This is a genomic window from Candidatus Pelagisphaera phototrophica (assembly GCF_014529625.1).
Taxonomy (GTDB): domain Bacteria; phylum Verrucomicrobiota; class Verrucomicrobiia; order Opitutales; family Opitutaceae; genus Pelagisphaera; species Pelagisphaera phototrophica.
On sequence record NZ_CP076039.1, the window covers coordinates 1,869,709 to 1,886,652 of the forward strand.

Consider the following 16,944-nt stretch of genomic DNA (forward strand, 5'->3'; position numbering starts at 1 on the left):
TAGCCGGAATAATGCTTAACCCCGAGCTGATGGGTGAGAAGGGGAGCACGACATCAAGGTATGGGACGTGGACAACGCCAATTTGAAAAATGGCAAGCGTTTTGTCTCCATGCATATGGATGGGTTTGATTTCATTGGCCATTCAGATGGAATCAAAGCAGACACAGACGGCAATATTTGGTCAAGTGCAGGGTGGGTTGGAGATGGCTACGATGGGGTGCACGTGTTTGCCCCTGATGGCGATCGCATAGGGCAGATAATGTTGCCGGAGAATTGTGCTAACCTATGTTTCGGCGGAAAAAAGCGTAACAGGTTGTTCATGACAGCAAGCCAAAGCCTTTACGCCGTATACACGGATGCCGTAGGCGCTTATTGATCGCTTACAATATCTCTTACCCGGGAGGCTCAATAGGTTATTCGGTGTGAGCATCTTTGCTCAAATCTCACCCAAATATTTCAGAACAATCCGCTTAAATTAATAGCCAATCCTTTTCAGGAAGGCAAATGCATCCGCCAAGCGAGCGTTGAGAGTGCCGTCGCTGTGGCCAGCCGCCAAAACACGACGGTACTCATGGCTTACCTCGTTTTTGAGTAATGTGCGGTGTAGAAAATATGCACCCCGATCGAGTCCGAATTCGTCATCTCCGCCTACCTCAAAATATATCCTTAGCCCGGAACTTTTTATAAAGTCGGCATTTTGTTTAGCGATCGAGGGTGGGTGGTTTTTTCGCCAGTATTTGTGATCAAAAGGCTGTCCGAATTTCTCCTCGTAGACCTCGACAGATCGATGTTCCCTATCCATCGATTTTATTTTCACAAACTTGTAAGCTGGTTCGATGGCTGGAGCGATCGCCGCGATTGCTCCAAACTTTTCGGGATATTTAAATGCCATTCTGAGACTTCCCATGCCTCCCATCGAATAGCCTCCTATAAGTGTCTTCGCTTCGGCCTTTAATCGATATTTTTGTCTCAGGTGAGGAATAAGCTCCTCCATGATGAAGGTCTCCCATTTTTCTGAGCCGTCTTTGTAGTCCATGTAGAAAGACCTTCGAGCAGATGGTACGGCAACGATCAAAGAACTGAGGGCGTTTTTCGCCCAAAACTTTTCTAGTACTGGTTTAAGTTTCCGATTCAAATAAGAGTTATCCTGACCATTGCCATGCAGCCAAAGAATCAAATGATTTTCATCTTTCTCTAGGGCGAAAGCAGGCGGAGTTACAACAGAAACCATTACCGAGCTGGGTACTAATTTCGTATTGATTTCAAAAGTTTCCTCGGAACCGTAAGTGAGAGACGCGAATACAGAACACGCCAACAGGTTCAACTTTGCGTAATTCATAAAGTCTCTAGATTAATGGAGGCACCACCTAAGCACAAATTTTTTCGGAAGAAGCTGTGGCTTTATTCGAAAACAAATGGGGAGTCTAGGCCTTTAAAGGGGCGTGGGCATTGGCTCTTCCTCCTTTGGCTCCGTTGAGTGTTTTGAGCAGCCGACTGACAATGAAAATGAAAGGACAAGGAGAGCTTTGAATGCAAAAACCACAAATCAATGAATGGCAGTTTTGGAGATTATGCAAGAATCCCTGACAGCGCGACAAGGGGTAATTTGGCCTTGCTTTAACCCTTAACATCGCTAGCATATTTTCATTGTGGATGTTCGTAAATACTATCAAACTTAGCCTCGTTTGCACTTTCATTCCCGTCTATGCACAGGCGGTATCAGTTACAGATTTCGATGTCACGTCAGTGGGCGACTTGAATTCCATTTTCTATAGGTCCGCCCAAGGCACAAGCAATAGCGTCGGGTGGTCCATAAATAATACAGGAGCTTCTGGATTCCAGACGGCGGCATATCGTACGACGACCAACGGTCTCTTCGAGGGGTTTGGCGGCTCTACTGACCGGCTGCATACTTTCGGTGGAACATTCACCATCAATTTCAACGCCCTCATTACGAGCATCAGATTTTATATGCTCAACGACAATGACGGTGGCGCAAGTCTAGACTTCGGAATCACTCCAACCGCTTCATCCGGGGGCGTAAGCATTAATGGTACAAGAGTTACAAGTGGCAGTTTAGTAGGATGGGTTGAATTCTCTGGTATATCTACAAACTCCCTGACCACCACTCCGTCGATGGCTGATGGAACCGATGCAGCTTGGGTTGTGCAATCATACGCTATCGATGCCCCCGATACAGGCTCCACAGCGGCTCTTCTTGGAGTTGCTGTAACGGCTCTAGCTTTAGCGAGACGCAGGCTAGGTTAAGGTTTTCTCAAAAAACCCTAACACCGTTCGCCCTTGCCATTAATCGCGGACTTGGTTTGTTCGGCAAAGCATGATTCGGGACGCTACCATAATAGGAATCCTTATACTTATCTCTTCAATGCTTAAGGCCAATGAAGAAGAGAGCTCACCAAACGTTATTTTTATTTTGGCCGATGATGTCGGTATTGGCGACATCAAATGCTTCTATCCTCCCTCGAAGGTAACGACCAACAATATCGATCGTTTGGCACTTGAGGGTATCAAGTTCAATCAAGCATATTCGCCTGGTGCTACTTGTTCGCCTTCACGTTATTCTTTGATTTCTGGTTCTTACCCCTGCCGCGGTCCTTTAAGAAGCGAAGCCGTGAACGCCACAACTCCACTTACTATAAGAGAGAATGAACTCTCGCTTCCCAAATTTTTTAAGCAACAGGGCTACCGAACTGCTCATATCGGCAAATGGCACTTGGGTTATGGAGGTGAGGGTGGAGTCACTAACTGGGCGGGAGAAATTAAGCCGAGCGCAAATGAGATTGGCTTTGATTATCATTTTGCGTTGCCTACCAACCATAACGATGGCTTCAAGACCTACGTTGAAAACCATAGCCTGCTGTGGTTGAAAGATGGTGTCGACGAACTTCCTGGCAAACCAGCGGTTGAACAGCTAACTCAGATTCGCTTTGATGACCTTGTGGAGAGTACACTAACCGAGCAGGGTATCGCCTTTATAAGAGAGAACCACGATCATCCCTTTTTTCTCTATCTTGCTTTTACCGCTACGCACACTCACATTACCCCTCACAAGAAGTTCCGTGGAAGCAGCGAGATTGGTCAACTGGGGGACTACATTAACGAGTTAGACTTCCATGTCGGTGAGATCATGCACACACTTGAAGAGCTTGGTATTGACGAGAATACTATTCTTTTCTTTTCAAGTGACAATGGAGGCTCACCAAGGGATCACAGAACGGCAGGAATCAACCTCAGTTTGTATGACTCTTCTAAAGGTGTTAGAGAAAAAGCGAAGACAGCGAAGGCTGATGCAAACAAGAAGTTTGGGCACCTGACCAATGGGATGTTAAGAGGAAGTAAGGGATCGAACTTTGAGGGTGGCCATCGGGTGCCATACATAGTTCGTTGGCCGGGGAGAATTGCTGCAGGCAGTGAGAGTGATCAATTAATTACGCTAGCAGATACATTGGCTACTTGTGCTGGATTGTTGAATACGAGAATTCCTTTTCAAGCAGGAAAAGATTCTTTTGATTTGAGTCCTGTGATGCTAGGAAAGGAGATTGAGAAGCCTAGAGCCGAAGTTATTTTACAGACAAACGATGGAACCCTAGCTTTTCGGCAAGGGAGCTGGAAGCTTCATTTTTTAAAGCCAACGGTTTGGCAAGGAGAAGAGCCTTGGCTCTCAGCAAATTGCGAACTTTACCATTTGCTGACAGACCCGAGAGAAGAGAGGAATCTCGCTGCAGAACAGAATGAGCGAGTAAAAAAGATGAAGGAACGTTTGATGAACCTTCTCAGAGCGGGGAGGAGCTCCACTTTACTGCGTTAAAGCCGAAACTTTTGAAAACAGATAGGCTTCTGGAGTCCTCTCAATATTAGATCTATGAAGGAGAGCGGTTAATCGACATCGGTGACAAGGCCTACGATGTGTCCCAGTTTGGGAAGCTAGGTTTCCGTAACCGTCATCTCAAAAATTGGGCAAAAACTAGGGTTTATCTACGTTTTTGGCTGTTCATTAATGGTTCCTTAGGTTTTTGTAACCCTTTGGGAAAGAGCGAACTAGGACCAAATTAAACTTATTAGAACATCAACTACATTCACTCGTAACGAATAGGTCGTTGGTGCGATTCCTATGGACGGCTCCATTTAAACCAATAAATGAGAGAGCTGGACGAGCAAAGGCTATAATTCAGTCAAATTTAAATTGATCGTATACTTTAAAATAAAGCTATAGCTTAAAATATTCAACCATGAATTCTCAAGTTTTCGTCAGTTATGCATCTCAAGATCGAAAAAGGGTATTGGACTTAGTTGATCGATTAAGTGCACAGGGGGTGTCGGTTTGGATCGATAAAGTGGGTATCGAAGGCGCCGCTATGTGGAGCCAAGAAATCGTAGCGGCGATTCGCGATTGCAAAGTGTTTATTCTAGCCATTTCGAAAAACTCGGCCGGATCAGAAAACGTCGCAAAAGAAGTGGCTTTAGCTTCAGAAGGGAGAAAGCGTATTTTACCCGTTTTTTTGGAAAAAGCGGACATCCCGGAGTCGATGGCTTATCAGCTAGCGGGCATTCAACGAGTTGATTTCTTTGAGGACGATAAGGACGCTAGTCAGCAATCAGTAATCAGAGCATTAAAAACACTTGGAGTGGATGTAATCGGAGGAGCTAGGGGAAATACTACGACTAGCCACCACAAAGTGCGGGAGACTAATTCAGGAAATAGTCGAACGATTAAAAAACGTATTTTTACGAAGGGTAAATTTGCGTTGGCTATAGCCGGTTTGACGTCGGTTGTAATCGCCTTACTTTTCTCTGGAAGAATTGGAGAGGTCAACAAGGGAGCTGAAGCAGAAACGCAAAATCAGTCTTTCGAAACAGCCCAACCGTTAGACACAAACCGATTGGTTGTTTTGCCTTTTAAAACGCTTGGGTCCCCAGATATAAACGATCTTGGCTACGGACTTGTGTCGACATTGACTAGCAAGTTGCAGCCATTGCGAAGTCTAGTTGTTATTGCAAACGAATCGGCCCGACGGTTTGCGGATACTGAGCTTTCTGCAAATGAAATTGGTAAAGCTCTAAGAGTTGGAACAATCGTTACTGGAGAAGTCCAGATCAGTGGCGAAGTTGTCCAAGTCAATATTCGATTAATTGATGCGAACACTGAGGCTCTCAGTTGGGCAGGAACATTTAAGAGATCATTTGTCGAATTCCTCGATCTACAAAACGAAATTGCGACCCAGTTGGCGTTTGAGCTCAAAGGCGGTTTGGATGCAGCCGAAAAACAGCAACTTTCTCAAAAAGAAACAGAGATCCAAGAGGCTCAGAAAGAATATCAAATAGGTCGGCGCGAATGGAACAGAAGAAACAAAGAAGGTTTTGAGAATGCCGTACTACATTTCGAGAAAGCAATTAATCTGGATGCAAGCTACGCCGCCCCTTATGCTGGTTTAGCTGATACCTACGCAATGCTTCAAATCTACAACTTTGGTGCACCTGACGATGTAATGCCAAAAGCTAAGGAATACGCCGAAAGAGCAATCGAGATAAATCCCAGAGGTGCTGAAGCTTATGTTTCGCTAGCATTCGTATTATCGATGTACGAGCATAACTTCAGTCTTGCCGAAAAAAAATTCGAAACAGCTCTCCAAATTAATCCCAACTATGCGACGGCATATCATTGGTACGGAAACTTCCTCAACCACATAGGAAGATCTGATGAGGCTATTGAGATTCTAATAAAAGGCACGCAGTTGGATCCAAACGCAATGATTATCAAAAATGGGCTCGCAATTGCTTATTGGTGTGCAGGCGAAAGGGGCATGGCACTAAAGGCTGTTGAAGAGCAATTTAGGTTTGATCCGTATTTTCCGCCGGCTATCCTCACAAAATACACTTGGCTGCTTGCAGATACCTCACCAAGTGCAATAAAGTACCTAAACGAAGCGATCGAGGTTTATCCAGATCAGCCATTGATTCGATCAGCTCTTTTCAGCGTTCATTGGGCTGCGGGCAACCGTGAATTAGCGAAGGATCAGCTGATCGAACTGCACGCTCGTTTTCCTGATTCACTAGCCAAAGCAAGATTCGCGGAATTATATTTTATGATGGGAAGGGAAGATCTCGCTTATCCGTGGCTTCAAAAAGGAATCGAAGCGAAAGAGGGAGTAGTGTTATTTACATCGGTTATACCTTCGACAAAAAAATATCAGAAGCAGTCACGTTTTCGAGAGCTCTTTAGGGACATCAACCATCCGCTTTATCAGTTCTAAGAGTACTTGTCATAAACTCCAGTTTTTCCCTAAAAATGATAGTTACGAAATCACCCCCAAGCTGCTGGGTGAGTAATTTATGGTTTCCGTAACCGTCATCTCAAAAATTGGGTAAAAACTCGTGCGGAACTGAGGAAACTATCATTCGATTTCTGCCTTCAAAAATAGTATTTCATGATCGGAGTTAACGGAAGTCTCGTTTATCAGGTTCCAATCAAGCATATTTTGACTGCTGAAAATCCGTAACTTATAGTTGCGGAGAGAGGTTTCTGCATTAAAGAATTGTATAGTATCTGTGAATACAGAATCAGACTTTTGTGGCAAGAAGTGCCCTGAACTTTCGCTGATGATTTCTGTGAAATTGGCAAATTTTGATTTAAGGGATAGACCCAACTCGAAGAAGATGTCGTTTCGTGCTAAGAAGATCATTGTTTGTTGTTCAAAAGGCTTCGCCTCATCGATCAGCTCTAATAATCCCAAATGTGTTTCAGGAAGGTAGCCGTTAAAAAGGAAAATCTTATCAAAATGCGTTTCCGACTGAGCCAAGTATACAAGGGCCATCGGTACTCCTTGGGAATAACCCAAGAGCCCGTAAAATGGACCATTAGCTTCGACGAAAGAATCTAAAAATAGTATCGAATCATTTGCCCAAGAGCGATCTTGCGTCGGATTTTCTTTGGACGGTGGGTCGTCGTACCAAATTCCAGATGGCAGGGGCGAGTCAACGAATAAAAATTCAAGTTGAGGCAACTCATCTATCAAATCCTGCATACCAGGCATGGCATTGAAAGACGCTGCACTTCCACCGCCGCCATGAAGGCAAAGAATCTTTAAGCTAGAGTAGCTGTTACTGGAGATTATCAAGCTGACGGCTATTATGATTTTAAACTGTAACTTCATAATTCTTCGATAGAACTTACTTTAGGTTAAAGCGAACTAGTTCATCAATAGACAATTGGTCTGAGGGCCGCCAAAATGTATCCCCCAAATGTATCCCTAATCTTCAACATCAGCCGAGTTCTACCTTTTAAGCTTGTTTCTGGAGGTTGTAGATTCTTTAGGAACGTTTTTTTAAACTACTGAAGGTCAAAAAGTTTAAAAAAGCTGAGACGTAGTTAAACGCTAATTTCTTGGCCTTTTAAGCAATTGGTTCTGGGTTCGAGTCCCAGTCGACCCACCAGTTCCCCCCAACCGCCAATTGGCGGTTTTATTGTTCCTAGAGTGGTACGAATTCCGATTGGATTAAGTTCAGAGCTATGTACCGAGCATATTCTGGATCAGTATTGGACAGGAAAGGGCTCTTTGGGGGAGTGATTTTAGCAACCGGAAATGATTTCTGTGCGTATTAGTGGGTAGATATATTGAATGAAGTGCCAACAGGGTGCGTCTTAAGGGTGTACATCTTTGGTTTAAGGCGAATTTCAAAACGAGAAACGCTCGAAAAAGTCAGTTCACGGGAAAAAGGGATAGGAGGAAAAAGTTGGGAACTTTAATCAAAGAGAGACGTCAGAAAGGCCAAATTGCTATGTCAACTAAAGCGCAGGAAGTAGCCTTGGACAAAGTACTTGTTGCACGGTTCAAAGACGGGGACGAGGCTGCCTTCGAGGAGATGGTAAGCCGTTATTGGGATCGGATCTATGCAATGGTTCTGCAACTGCTTAGAAATTCGCAGGATGCGGAAGAAGTAACCCAAGACGCGTTTATTAGGGCCCACCGTGGGCTGGAAAACTTTCGTGGGGATTCCAGTTTTTCGACCTGGCTCTATCAGATAGCGACGAACTTGGCTCGGAATCGGTACTGGTACTGGTTTCGGAGAAAGCGGGATAAGTCTGTGTCTTTCGACCAGAAGGTCGGAGGAGATTCAGACACGACGCTGGCGGAAATTTTCCAGGCTGACATCGAGACGCCTCAAAATATCGCCGTCACTAATGAATTCCAGGAACGTGTTTCGGCCGCGATGGAGCTTTTGAACGTCAAACATCGAGAGGTTCTTGTGCTTAGGAACGTCAAAAGCCTTTCGTACGAGGAGATTGCCGATCAATTGGGAATTAGTATCGGCACGGTCAAAAGCCGTATCGCCAGAGCCCGCGAAAGCTTGCGTGATCGGCTCGGAAATGAACTTTTATGAATAAAAAGCGCTTCACAGAGTTGGTGAACCTGTACTTGGACGACGAAATCTGTTCTTGGGATCTTTCTGATCTTATGGAGGAGACTCGGATGAATCTGGAGCGGCAAAAGGTATTTCTCGACCACTGTCGCATACATAAAGCGTGCTCTCTTCTCGGAGATTCCTTCGAGGCGAGAAGAAGCAAGCGTAGTTTCAAGCAGGTCGCTTACGCTGTGGGTGGACTCGCGGCGGCATTTGCGCTTCTAGGAATGGCGGGTAGAAATCTGTTGCCCATGCTGGATGGTCCGACTGCGCCGCCTGCGATCGTTCAAAGTGGACCCTCGGGTGGCAGCACGCTTTTCTTTCCTGAAATTGCCTCGTCTGAAGTGGCGACCCCGCGATTCTTCAAGGTGAATGAGCAACCACGAAGTGAATACGTAGGAGTTTCTAGCTTTGGCAATTTGAGAAGCGAGAATACTGGAAACAGGAACGATCGACTCGTCTTAAGCCCTTCGCAGGACCAGTACGGATTGAATGCTGTGAATCTTTTTTCGGAAGAACTTTTGGATCTGGGAGCGTTAGAACTACAGGATCCTTTTAATGCCTTCAACGAAATGAACTCTGCTCCTCTCAGCTTTTCTAAAGCGGCCTTTTCTTTGGGGACTAGTTTTGAAAAAGCTACCGTACGAGATAGCCGCAAAAATATGAAGTAGGTAGCCTACGCCTTTTGGATAGGTTATCTGATGCTAGCCCAGTGCGGCTTTTATCATCGCTTCGGTACTAACGTTGGGACCGAGTTTCTCAACTACTTTGGAAATCGCTTTTTTGGCATCGATTTGCTTGTAGCCAAGTGCTTGGAGGGCTAGAGCCGCATCTTCGAGTTTAGATGATTCCTCTGATTCGGCGGATACAGACTGGTTTCCTGAGGTTAGGTCTATCGATTGGCTAGCTGAAGCAAAAATAGTGAGCTTGTCCTTAAGCTCTATGATAATCCTCTCTGCGGTCTTTTTTCCAATCCCCGGTGTTTTTGCGAGGAGATTTGCGTCTTCGCTGGAAATCGCAGAAATGAGATTTCCGAGGGGAAGCTTGCTCATGAGGCTGATTGCCACTTTGGGTCCGACACCGGAAACTTTCTCGATTACAAGCGCAAAAAAGTCGCGGTCATTTTCTTCCCAAAATCCGTAGAGCGCTTGCGAGTCTTCGCGGTAAACTGCGTGCGTGTGGAGGATTACGATCTCCCCATTTTGAGGAAGCTTCTCAGCTGTGGTAACGGGAATATTGACTGCGTATCCAATTCCTCCTGCAGAGATAATCGCTGAAAGAGGTGTTGCTTTGAGCAGTTTGCCTTCAATAAGGACAATCATGCCTACTTAAGTCCGAGAACATCCCGGATAGAGTATACGCCGGCTTCTTTACCGAATGCCCACTCAGCGGCTCTAATGGCGCCGCGAGCAAAAATTGTGCGACTGGATGCCCTGTGAATGAGTTCGACTCTCTCTCCGATATCCGCGAATATGACGCTATGATCGCCCACTACGTCACCGCCTCTAAGTGAGTGCATGCCAACCTCTCGCTCTCCGCGTTCTCCTAGAATTCCTTCGCGGCCGTTTTGAAGATCGTCGTAGCTGAGGTTGCGTGGCCCCAGTACGGATTCGGCTAGCATGAGGGCCGTTCCACTGGGAGCGTCCTTTTTCATGTTGTGATGCATCTCGGTGATCTCCGCGTTACACGATAGAGGCAGAATTTCCGCGGCCTTTTCTGTAAGGTAGCAGAGCAGGTTGACTCCAATGGAATAGTTTCCTGCCCAGACAGTGGGCATAGCTTGGGCGATTTTAAGCAATTTCGCACGCTGTTCCTGGGTGTGACCCGTCGTTCCGCAGATCACGACTTTACCTAACTCCGCAGCAGCTTCGAAAACGCTTTGCGTGACGGTGTGAAAGGAAAAGTCGATCACGACATCAGAGTCGCTAAGCGCTGCCTTTAGATCGTCTCCGATATCCACTTCCCCTGTGATTGTGTGACCCGAACTCGCGGCTTCATCCGCAATCGCGGCACCCATCCGACCTTTAAATCCGTTGATGCAAATGTTCATGTTCTAAGCGATTTGGTTTGCGTTCGCATTAGCGATTACGGACGAGAGGCTTTCCAATATTGTTTGCCGGTTTTCTGGACTTGCGTTGCAAAGGGGTAGGCGAACGCGGTCGGTGGAAAAGATTTCGAGCTTTTTAAGACAGATCTTCACAGGAACAGGACTCGGCTCAATAAAAAGATCTCTGAATAATGGATACAGCTCGCGGTGAACCTCCGACGCTCCTTTCAGGTCTCCACTCAATGCGGTAGTGACAAGCTCAGTCACTTCTGCAGGTAGAACATTGGACGCTACTGAAATGACTCCATCGGCTCCAGATGCTATGAACGAAAGAGTAAGTCCATCATCGCCACTGAGGACTGTGATGTCGTCCCCTAGCGCGGATTTGAGTTCATCGACTCTGCTTACTTCTCCGCCGGACTCCTTAATGTGGCGAATGTTCGGATGCTTCGACAAGAGCCTTTCCACAGTCGCGATTGAAATATCAACGATACAACGACCCGGAATTGAGTAGAGAATAATCGGCTTGTCCGTTTCTTGGGCGATTGCCGAGAAGTGTTGAAAAATTCCCTCCTGGGTGGGCTTATTGTAATAGCCGGTTACGTGCAGCGTGCCGTCAGCACCTGCGGCGTCAGCATGCTTTGTCAAAGAGATCGCTTCCCGAGTAGAGTTGGATCCGGAGCCTGCGATAACGGGCAGACGGCCTTTGGCGGATTCTACTACGATTTCAACCACCTCACCATGCTCCTCATGATTAAGGGTGGGGGACTCGCCAGTGGTTCCCATGGGCAGCAAACCTTGGATGCCACCTGAAATTTGCCGTTCGACAAACTTTTGTAGATCTTCGATTGCGAGCGTGCCATCGTCATTAAACGGAGTGGCCATCGCAGTGATGGATCCTGTGAATCGTGTATCAGTCATTTTTCATCGCAGTATAGGAGGGGGGTTCCGAGTTCCAATATGATTTATATACTCGGTCAACTATTTAGGTCCTCAAAGGTTAGAATTATCAAAACTTAGTAAAAACAAAACGATGTCCTTAGAAATATTCGATGAACTATTGCTGCTCACCGTGTAAAATGGAGCGAGTGACATAGTTATAAAGTCTGACAAGCCAATTTTATCGCGAATAAATGGGGGCTAGAAGAAGTTGACATGCCTTCCATCGAAGGGGAAGACGCCCTCGCATTTGTGGAAGAGAGCTTACCTTCCAACTTTCGCGAGGTTTGGGATATGGAAGGACAGGTCGGTTTTGCGTACTTTCTCGTCCAAGCGGGTCGTTATCGTGTGAACGCCTTTTTGCAGTGTGGATCCGTTTCCATTGTGTTCCGCCATATCAAAAGCAAGATCCCAAATTTTGAAGAGCTGAATCTAGACAAGAAGACTCTCACCCAGTTTATCGAAGCGAAGGATGGGATCGTTCTACTCTGTGGCGCTAGTGGATCGGGAAGGAGCGCCACGATGGCTTGTCTTCTGAATCATTTGAACCACACGGCGGAAAAGCATGTGGTCTCTCTGGAAGACTCAGTTGAGTACAACTTCATCGACCATCAAAGCGTGTTCAACCAAAGAGAGATCGGCATGGATACGCTAAATTTCAAAAAGGCCCTTCGTGCGGTGCTGCTTAAGAATCCCTACATTATTATTATGGGGGAGACGCTTGAAGCGGGCACTTTCGATACGGCTATGTCTGCTGCGGAGACGGGTCACCTTGTTTTCACTACACTTCTCGCGGCCAGTGCGTAGCAGGCGATTCTTAGGCTTTTCGAATATTTTCCGCAGGAAAAGCAGGAACTTGTTTAGCGCGAGCTTTCCGATTCACTCCGATGCGTAATTGTACAAAAAAATACTTCCTTCGCTTGAAGAGGATAGCCGCGTTCCCGTGTAAGAAATCATGGTGGCGGACTCGGTTGTTCGCAGCACGATCAAGGAGGGCAAATTTGATAAGATCCAAGCGCTTCTAGAGGTCTCCTCTGAAACGGGATATCGTTCCTTCAATAAGGACCTGTTCCGACTAGTGAAGGAGGTAAAGATCAGCAAGTGGGACGCGCTTAAAAAGTCTCCGAACCGCCAGGCTCTCGAAATGAATATAAAGGGGATCCTCCTTGGCGAAGGAAGCCGCATTATTGGAAATTGACGATACCTCTGCTTTCAAGCATCTGCCAAATGGAAGCCGACTTCTGAGCCGCGATTTTTTCGCTGTGCTTGATGGCAGCTCTTCTTTCGCTTAAATTGTCCTTTGCGATTTTTGCGAGATCGTCTAGATTGTAGAGGTAGACGTTTTCAATCTCTTGGCAGGAGGCGTCCATATTCCTCGGGAGTCCGAGATCTATGAGAAAAAGGGGCCGGTTCTTTCGGGCGTCCATGTGCTTTGCAAGGGATCTTGCGTCTAGCAAAGGGGAGTCCGTTTCGGTAGAAGAAATAATGATATCGTAGTCGTTCAGATAAGTTTCCAGTTCGCCTAATGCATGCGGATTTCCTCCCCATTTGTCCGCGATCTCATTGGCCCGTTCTGAATGGTGACTAGCGACGCCGAAGTTGCTGGCTCCTCGGCTTTTCAATGCTTTAGCAGTCTTTTCCCCGATTTCGCCGGTTCCGACAACGAGAGCTGAGGTGTTCTTGAGCGATCCGAATATTTTCAGAGAAAGATCCACTGCCACATTGGAAATATTAATTTGACCCTCGCCGATTTGAGTTGAGTGGCGAATCAGCTTCGCGGCTTGGAATCCTTTCTGGACCATGCGATTAATCAATCGTCCTGAGTACCCAAGACGCTGGCAGGTGGCATAGGCCTTTTTAACTTGTCCGAATATCTCAGCCTCTCCGGTGATTTGCGACCGAAGTCCGGCGGAAACTTCGATTAAATGTTTTATCGCTTCCTGCCCAAATCGAATTCTAGCGTGGGATTCGATTTCTTCTCGTTGAACGTTATAAAATGAGGCCAACGTTTTGAATGCGATGGCACCGCCATTTTTTGGGTCGCTCGTTTTCGAATAAAGCTCGAACCGATTACATGTATTCAGAATCAAAGATTCTTCTAGTAATGGTGAACGATGCAAGGCTTCGTAAAGCATCTTTATTTGTGCATCACCCAGTGAATACCGCTCCCGTTTCTCCAAGGATACGGTTTCATGGTTGATGGTTATAAGCAATAGTTCACCTTGATACGTACTCATGGAGATCTAGCAGGTGGCGTGCTATCTAGAAGGAGCGACTCCTTTGCTTTGGGTTGATCAACTGCCTCAAGCGACAAGAGGGCTGTGGCAAATACGGCGATGCAGGTCCAGGAATATTGCTTGTAGGAAAGTGTCTGGCGGGATCTCAATAGGATTAGGATTCCGTATGCGAACCAGACGACAATGGTAGTGCCTAGCTTGGAAAGATCCACGGATTCGGTTTCACGAAACCAGTAAACCGCTCCGATTGCAAGTGACGCGGACAGTATGAAAAAACCGATGGCGAGCAGGCGGAAGTTGATCTGGGTTAGCTCGAATATCGAAGGCATGTAGGGGAAAAGACCCCCCATCTTCTTTTGCTTCAAACTCCTGCTTTGCAGGAGGTACATGACGGAGGTAAGCGCTAGAATCCCAAATACTCCGTAACTGAAAAGGGCGAGGGCAGCGTGCGTCTCAATCCAGGGGGAATCTCCAAAAATCGTTACACGCGATGGACTATCCCAAGATCGGACTGTAAGTGAAAGTATAGAGAAAACGCTTGCGAAGGTGGATGTAAACATCCCCAGAAAACTGACGCGGAAAGCGGGTCCGACAAAGATGTAAAGAGCGATTGCGGACCATACCATGAACTGGACTAGCTCGAAGCGGTTCGAAAGTGGGCAGCCCCCATATTCGAGACCGCGTGTGTAAAGGCCGATCGTCTGAAGGATCCAGCCTAAGCTAACGAGCACGAGCGTGGAGGGCCGCTTCGCTTTTCGATGCAACTTAAGTGCAGTATAAGTCCTTAGCGCTGCGGCAACGACAAAAACAACAGTCGCTAGGAAAATCCACTGGCGGTCCTCAATTCCGAGAAGACTCATGGCAAACGTTCAGCGAGATTGGGAGTTTTCTCCTACTTGCTTTTTCTCGCAGCTTTCTGCTCCCGCTCAATTTTGCGAGATAGGTAGGCTTTACGCCTCTTTTGCTTCGTTTTTTTTCTGTGTTGTTGTCCCATATGGTCAGTCCTTTTGAAAGGTATCTAGATAATGATTAGAGTTGTTACGATGTGAAAGGCTTGGGTCAAGCTGCTAAGGGACCGGCACTTATCCTATCTACCAAAAAGGACGCTCAATAGTTCTAGCCCAGATTTCACCCGCACAAGGCAGCCTCCGCTATTTACTCATTCTTTTTCTAGAGGATGTTAGCTCGATTGCTCAGGAACTCGCATGGAAAACCGAGGAATCTGTACATGTACTCGCATCCCATCATCGTCCACCCCGTGGAAACTGCCCATTGCTGAAGCATCGGTCGCTGACACATGAAAACTGTTGTAGGAGAAAGTTTCGCCCGGAACGAGATCTGGTTCTTTGCCTACGATCTTGTCCCCCTCGATGACCATCTTATCCCCGTCGGGTTTGTAAATAATCCACTTTCGGCCGAGCAGCTTCACCCTGCGGTCCGAATGGTTCGAAATGGTTAGATAGTAGACGAAAATATGAGGTGTTTCATCGGGAGTGCCAAAACTGCCATAGTTGTATTCCAGCTTGTCGAGGGTCACCTTGAGCCCGTCGAGGGCTAGCGATTGTTGACTCATGTAGCGTTTAGCCGCCGGCGACGATCTTTACGATTTCCAGCGAGTCTCCCTCTTTAAATATGACGGCTTTCATCCACTCTTTGCTGCTAAAATTGTCGGTGCCAATGAGCAGTCGTGAACTGAATTCGCGGTTTCCAATTGTGAGCGGTTCTGACAGATGAAAGGCCATAAATTCAAGCGAGCATCGTATCGTGCCGTGGTCAGGGCAATTCAAATAGAAAAGTGAGAAGTATCACGGGCGAGGTAGAGCTGCAGTACGATTATGATTGAATGCCGTTCGAACTAGGGCGGTATTTCTGCCATGGGCAAAATTGCGCTTTTGGCGACACGCGATACTTCCGGGCTCGATTCGCTTTCACGTAAGCTAGGGGACCTGCATGGGTACCAGTTGCTTAAAGTGTCGTCTGTCATGCCGGAAGGGTTGAATCACTGCGAACCAGTCGATTTTAAACAGGCCAGAGAAAAGCTTCAGAATGGCGAAGTTTCTCTGCTGGTCGCCAACTACTTTGATCCTGCAAATGTCGGCAGGGATTTCCTATCTTGGAAGACCGCACTACAAGCGTTTGATCATGAGATCGCCGACCTCATTCGCTCGGCTGCCCAAACGCCTCATTCGACAACTGTCCTTGGAAATCCGGATCTTTATGCACTAGCGGCAGGGTATTTGGAGAAAGGCGATGGAGGTTTTTCCCCTGCTTTTCGGATGGAGCAAGCTTGCAACGCATTGCACGCGGTATCTCAGTTCGATGCCTCGGTAGCCCAGTATCTCGAAGCCCAAGGGGGCGAGGTCCCCGATATCGACGCGCTTAGCGGCTTACCAAGGACGGTAACCTTTTCCTGGAAGCGATCACATTCGCTTCCCGGTGGCGAGACCCCTCGCCAGAAAGCGGGCCTCTATGGATCGTATGCGAATCATTTCGAAACGGTTGCGGGGCCCGAAGTTGACTATCGGGCGGTGGTGGACAGTTCGCTGGCAGCCTACGCGATCGGCGAGTTTGAGAAGACGACCGCGCTTATTACGCAAAGGAGTGAACTGATGTCGGCGGCCAGTTCGGATGACTTGGGAACCGCAATTGAGCATGCAATCGAGGCGACTGAACCGGATCTAGCCGGTGCGACATTAGCGGTAAACGCATCACTGGAGGGAGCCGATATTGCTAAGATTGACTCCATTCGATTCGCGACTTTCGTTGCGCCGTCTTTTATCAATAGGGAAACGCTGGAGGGAATTCGATTGCTCGAATCTCGCGAAGGCCTCGGATATGAGGCTCTACAAGAATTGAGGTCGGTTGTTGGGGGAGTTTTGATCCAAGACCGAAATCGTTCGGCGGTGAATCCGTTTTCCTGGAGAATGCCGAGTGCCAACCAACCTCTCGTAACCGATTGGGAAACTATGATTTTCGGGGTGAGGATTTCGAGGCATCTAAGATCAACCTCTTGCTTGGCCGTAAAGGGTGAGCGGATCATTGCCCAGGCCTCCGGACTTTCGCATCAACGGAGATTTAGCCAGCGGTTACGTGAAGACGAAAAATCGCTAGGAGACTCTATCTTGGTGTTTGACGAGGATATCGAAGATCCAGACCTCTTGTCCGAAGTCAAAGAGCTTGGTGTCACGGTCGTAGTTCATCCGGGAACTGCCAGCTCGCGAGAAGGAGAATTAGTGGACCGAGCGAATCAACTCGGACTGGCATTGGTAGCAACTGGGGTTTCCTTCACTAATTTCTAAT

17 protein-coding genes and 1 pseudogene are annotated in these 16,944 nt (G+C 47.1%); 9 read left to right on the forward strand and 9 right to left on the reverse strand.

The window, feature by feature from the left end:
* Positions 1 to 37: 37 nt before the first annotated feature.
* Positions 38 to 376 (forward strand): annotated as a pseudogene (locus GA004_RS07995) (SMP-30/gluconolactonase/LRE family protein); the annotation flags it as partial.
* A gap of 99 nt (positions 377 to 475) precedes the next feature.
* On the opposite strand, the gene GA004_RS08000 reads toward GA004_RS07995, so the two are convergent.
* Entirely contained in the window at positions 476 to 1,339 is an 864-nt protein-coding gene (locus tag GA004_RS08000) for an alpha/beta hydrolase-fold protein (RefSeq protein ID WP_283396801.1), read from the reverse strand.
* A 314-nt stretch (positions 1,340 to 1,653) separates the two neighbouring features.
* On the opposite strand from GA004_RS08000, the gene GA004_RS08005 reads away from it, so the two are divergent.
* The 3 genes from GA004_RS08005 (at position 1,654) to GA004_RS08015 (ending at position 6,272) form a co-directional block, all read left to right on the forward strand.
* Positions 1,654 to 2,268, forward strand: a complete 615-nt coding sequence (locus GA004_RS08005; protein ID WP_283396802.1) for a VPDSG-CTERM sorting domain-containing protein — start codon at positions 1,654 to 1,656, stop codon at positions 2,266 to 2,268.
* Positions 2,269 to 2,386: 118 nt separating this feature from the next.
* Positions 2,387 to 3,829, forward strand: a complete 1,443-nt coding sequence (locus GA004_RS08010) for a sulfatase family protein (RefSeq protein WP_283396803.1) — start codon at positions 2,387 to 2,389, stop codon at positions 3,827 to 3,829.
* A gap of 421 nt (positions 3,830 to 4,250) precedes the next feature.
* Positions 4,251 to 6,272: a TIR domain-containing protein gene (locus GA004_RS08015; protein ID WP_283396804.1), complete on the forward strand. Its 2,022-nt coding sequence runs from the start codon at positions 4,251 to 4,253 to the stop codon at positions 6,270 to 6,272.
* A 141-nt stretch (positions 6,273 to 6,413) separates the two neighbouring features.
* Here the strand turns inward: GA004_RS08015 and GA004_RS08020 are convergent, their stop codons facing one another.
* Positions 6,414 to 7,172, reverse strand: coding sequence for an alpha/beta hydrolase family protein (locus tag GA004_RS08020; RefSeq protein WP_283396805.1), 759 nt, complete (start codon positions 7,170 to 7,172; stop codon positions 6,414 to 6,416).
* 625 nt (positions 7,173 to 7,797) lie between these two features.
* On the opposite strand from GA004_RS08020, the gene GA004_RS08025 reads away from it, so the two are divergent.
* Positions 7,798 to 8,400 (forward strand): sigma-70 family RNA polymerase sigma factor, encoded by a 603-nt coding sequence (locus GA004_RS08025; RefSeq protein ID WP_283396806.1) that lies wholly within the window; start codon positions 7,798 to 7,800, stop codon positions 8,398 to 8,400.
* Positions 8,397 to 9,092 carry a hypothetical protein gene (locus tag GA004_RS08030; RefSeq protein WP_283396807.1) on the forward strand — a complete coding sequence of 232 codons (696 nt, stop codon included), beginning with the start codon at positions 8,397 to 8,399 and terminating at the stop codon, positions 9,090 to 9,092. Before GA004_RS08025 ends, GA004_RS08030 begins: the two co-directional genes overlap by 4 nt.
* Before the next feature lie 33 nt (positions 9,093 to 9,125).
* Here the strand turns inward: GA004_RS08030 and ruvA are convergent, their stop codons facing one another.
* The 3 genes from ruvA to dapA are packed head-to-tail and all read right to left on the reverse strand — an operon-like array spanning position 9,126 to position 11,389.
* Positions 9,126 to 9,743: a Holliday junction branch migration protein RuvA gene (ruvA, locus tag GA004_RS08035; RefSeq protein ID WP_283396808.1), complete on the reverse strand. Its 618-nt coding sequence runs from the start codon at positions 9,741 to 9,743 to the stop codon at positions 9,126 to 9,128.
* Positions 9,744 to 9,745: 2 nt separating this feature from the next.
* Positions 9,746 to 10,471, reverse strand: coding sequence for a 4-hydroxy-tetrahydrodipicolinate reductase (gene dapB, locus GA004_RS08040; RefSeq protein ID WP_283396809.1), 726 nt, complete (start codon positions 10,469 to 10,471; stop codon positions 9,746 to 9,748).
* 3 nt (positions 10,472 to 10,474) lie between these two features.
* Complete coding sequence (gene dapA, locus GA004_RS08045) at positions 10,475 to 11,389, reverse strand: 4-hydroxy-tetrahydrodipicolinate synthase (protein ID WP_283396810.1); 915 nt, start codon at positions 11,387 to 11,389, stop codon at positions 10,475 to 10,477.
* A 234-nt stretch (positions 11,390 to 11,623) separates the two neighbouring features.
* On the opposite strand from dapA, the gene GA004_RS08050 reads away from it, so the two are divergent.
* Both GA004_RS08050 and GA004_RS08055 read left to right on the forward strand, forming a co-directional pair.
* Entirely contained in the window at positions 11,624 to 12,214 is a 591-nt protein-coding gene (locus GA004_RS08050; protein WP_283396811.1) for an ATPase, T2SS/T4P/T4SS family, read from the forward strand.
* Between the two features lie 148 nt (positions 12,215 to 12,362).
* A complete protein-coding gene (locus GA004_RS08055) occupies positions 12,363 to 12,605 on the forward strand; it encodes a hypothetical protein (RefSeq protein WP_283396812.1) in 243 nt (80 codons plus the stop codon).
* On the opposite strand, the gene hemA is transcribed toward GA004_RS08055, so the two are convergent.
* From hemA to GA004_RS08075, 4 genes are all read right to left on the reverse strand, one after another.
* A complete protein-coding gene (gene hemA / locus GA004_RS08060) occupies positions 12,592 to 13,644 on the reverse strand; it encodes a glutamyl-tRNA reductase (protein ID WP_283396813.1) in 1,053 nt (350 codons plus the stop codon). The genes GA004_RS08055 and hemA overlap by 14 nt on opposite strands.
* Positions 13,641 to 14,504: a cytochrome C assembly family protein gene (locus GA004_RS08065; RefSeq protein ID WP_283396814.1), complete on the reverse strand. Its 864-nt coding sequence runs from the start codon at positions 14,502 to 14,504 to the stop codon at positions 13,641 to 13,643. The genes hemA and GA004_RS08065 overlap by 4 nt, the downstream gene beginning before the upstream one ends.
* A 320-nt stretch (positions 14,505 to 14,824) precedes the next feature.
* A complete protein-coding gene (locus tag GA004_RS08070) occupies positions 14,825 to 15,217 on the reverse strand; it encodes a Co(2+)/Mg(2+) efflux protein ApaG (protein WP_283396815.1) in 393 nt (130 codons plus the stop codon).
* Between the two features lie 7 nt (positions 15,218 to 15,224).
* Positions 15,225 to 15,386 (reverse strand): hypothetical protein, encoded by a 162-nt coding sequence (locus GA004_RS08075; RefSeq protein ID WP_283396816.1) that lies wholly within the window; start codon positions 15,384 to 15,386, stop codon positions 15,225 to 15,227.
* A gap of 132 nt (positions 15,387 to 15,518) precedes the next feature.
* Between GA004_RS08075 and GA004_RS08080 the strand changes: the two genes are divergently transcribed.
* Positions 15,519 to 16,943 carry a hypothetical protein gene (locus tag GA004_RS08080; protein ID WP_283396817.1) on the forward strand — a complete coding sequence of 475 codons (1,425 nt, stop codon included), beginning with the start codon at positions 15,519 to 15,521 and terminating at the stop codon, positions 16,941 to 16,943.
* Position 16,944 lies beyond the last annotated feature (1 nt).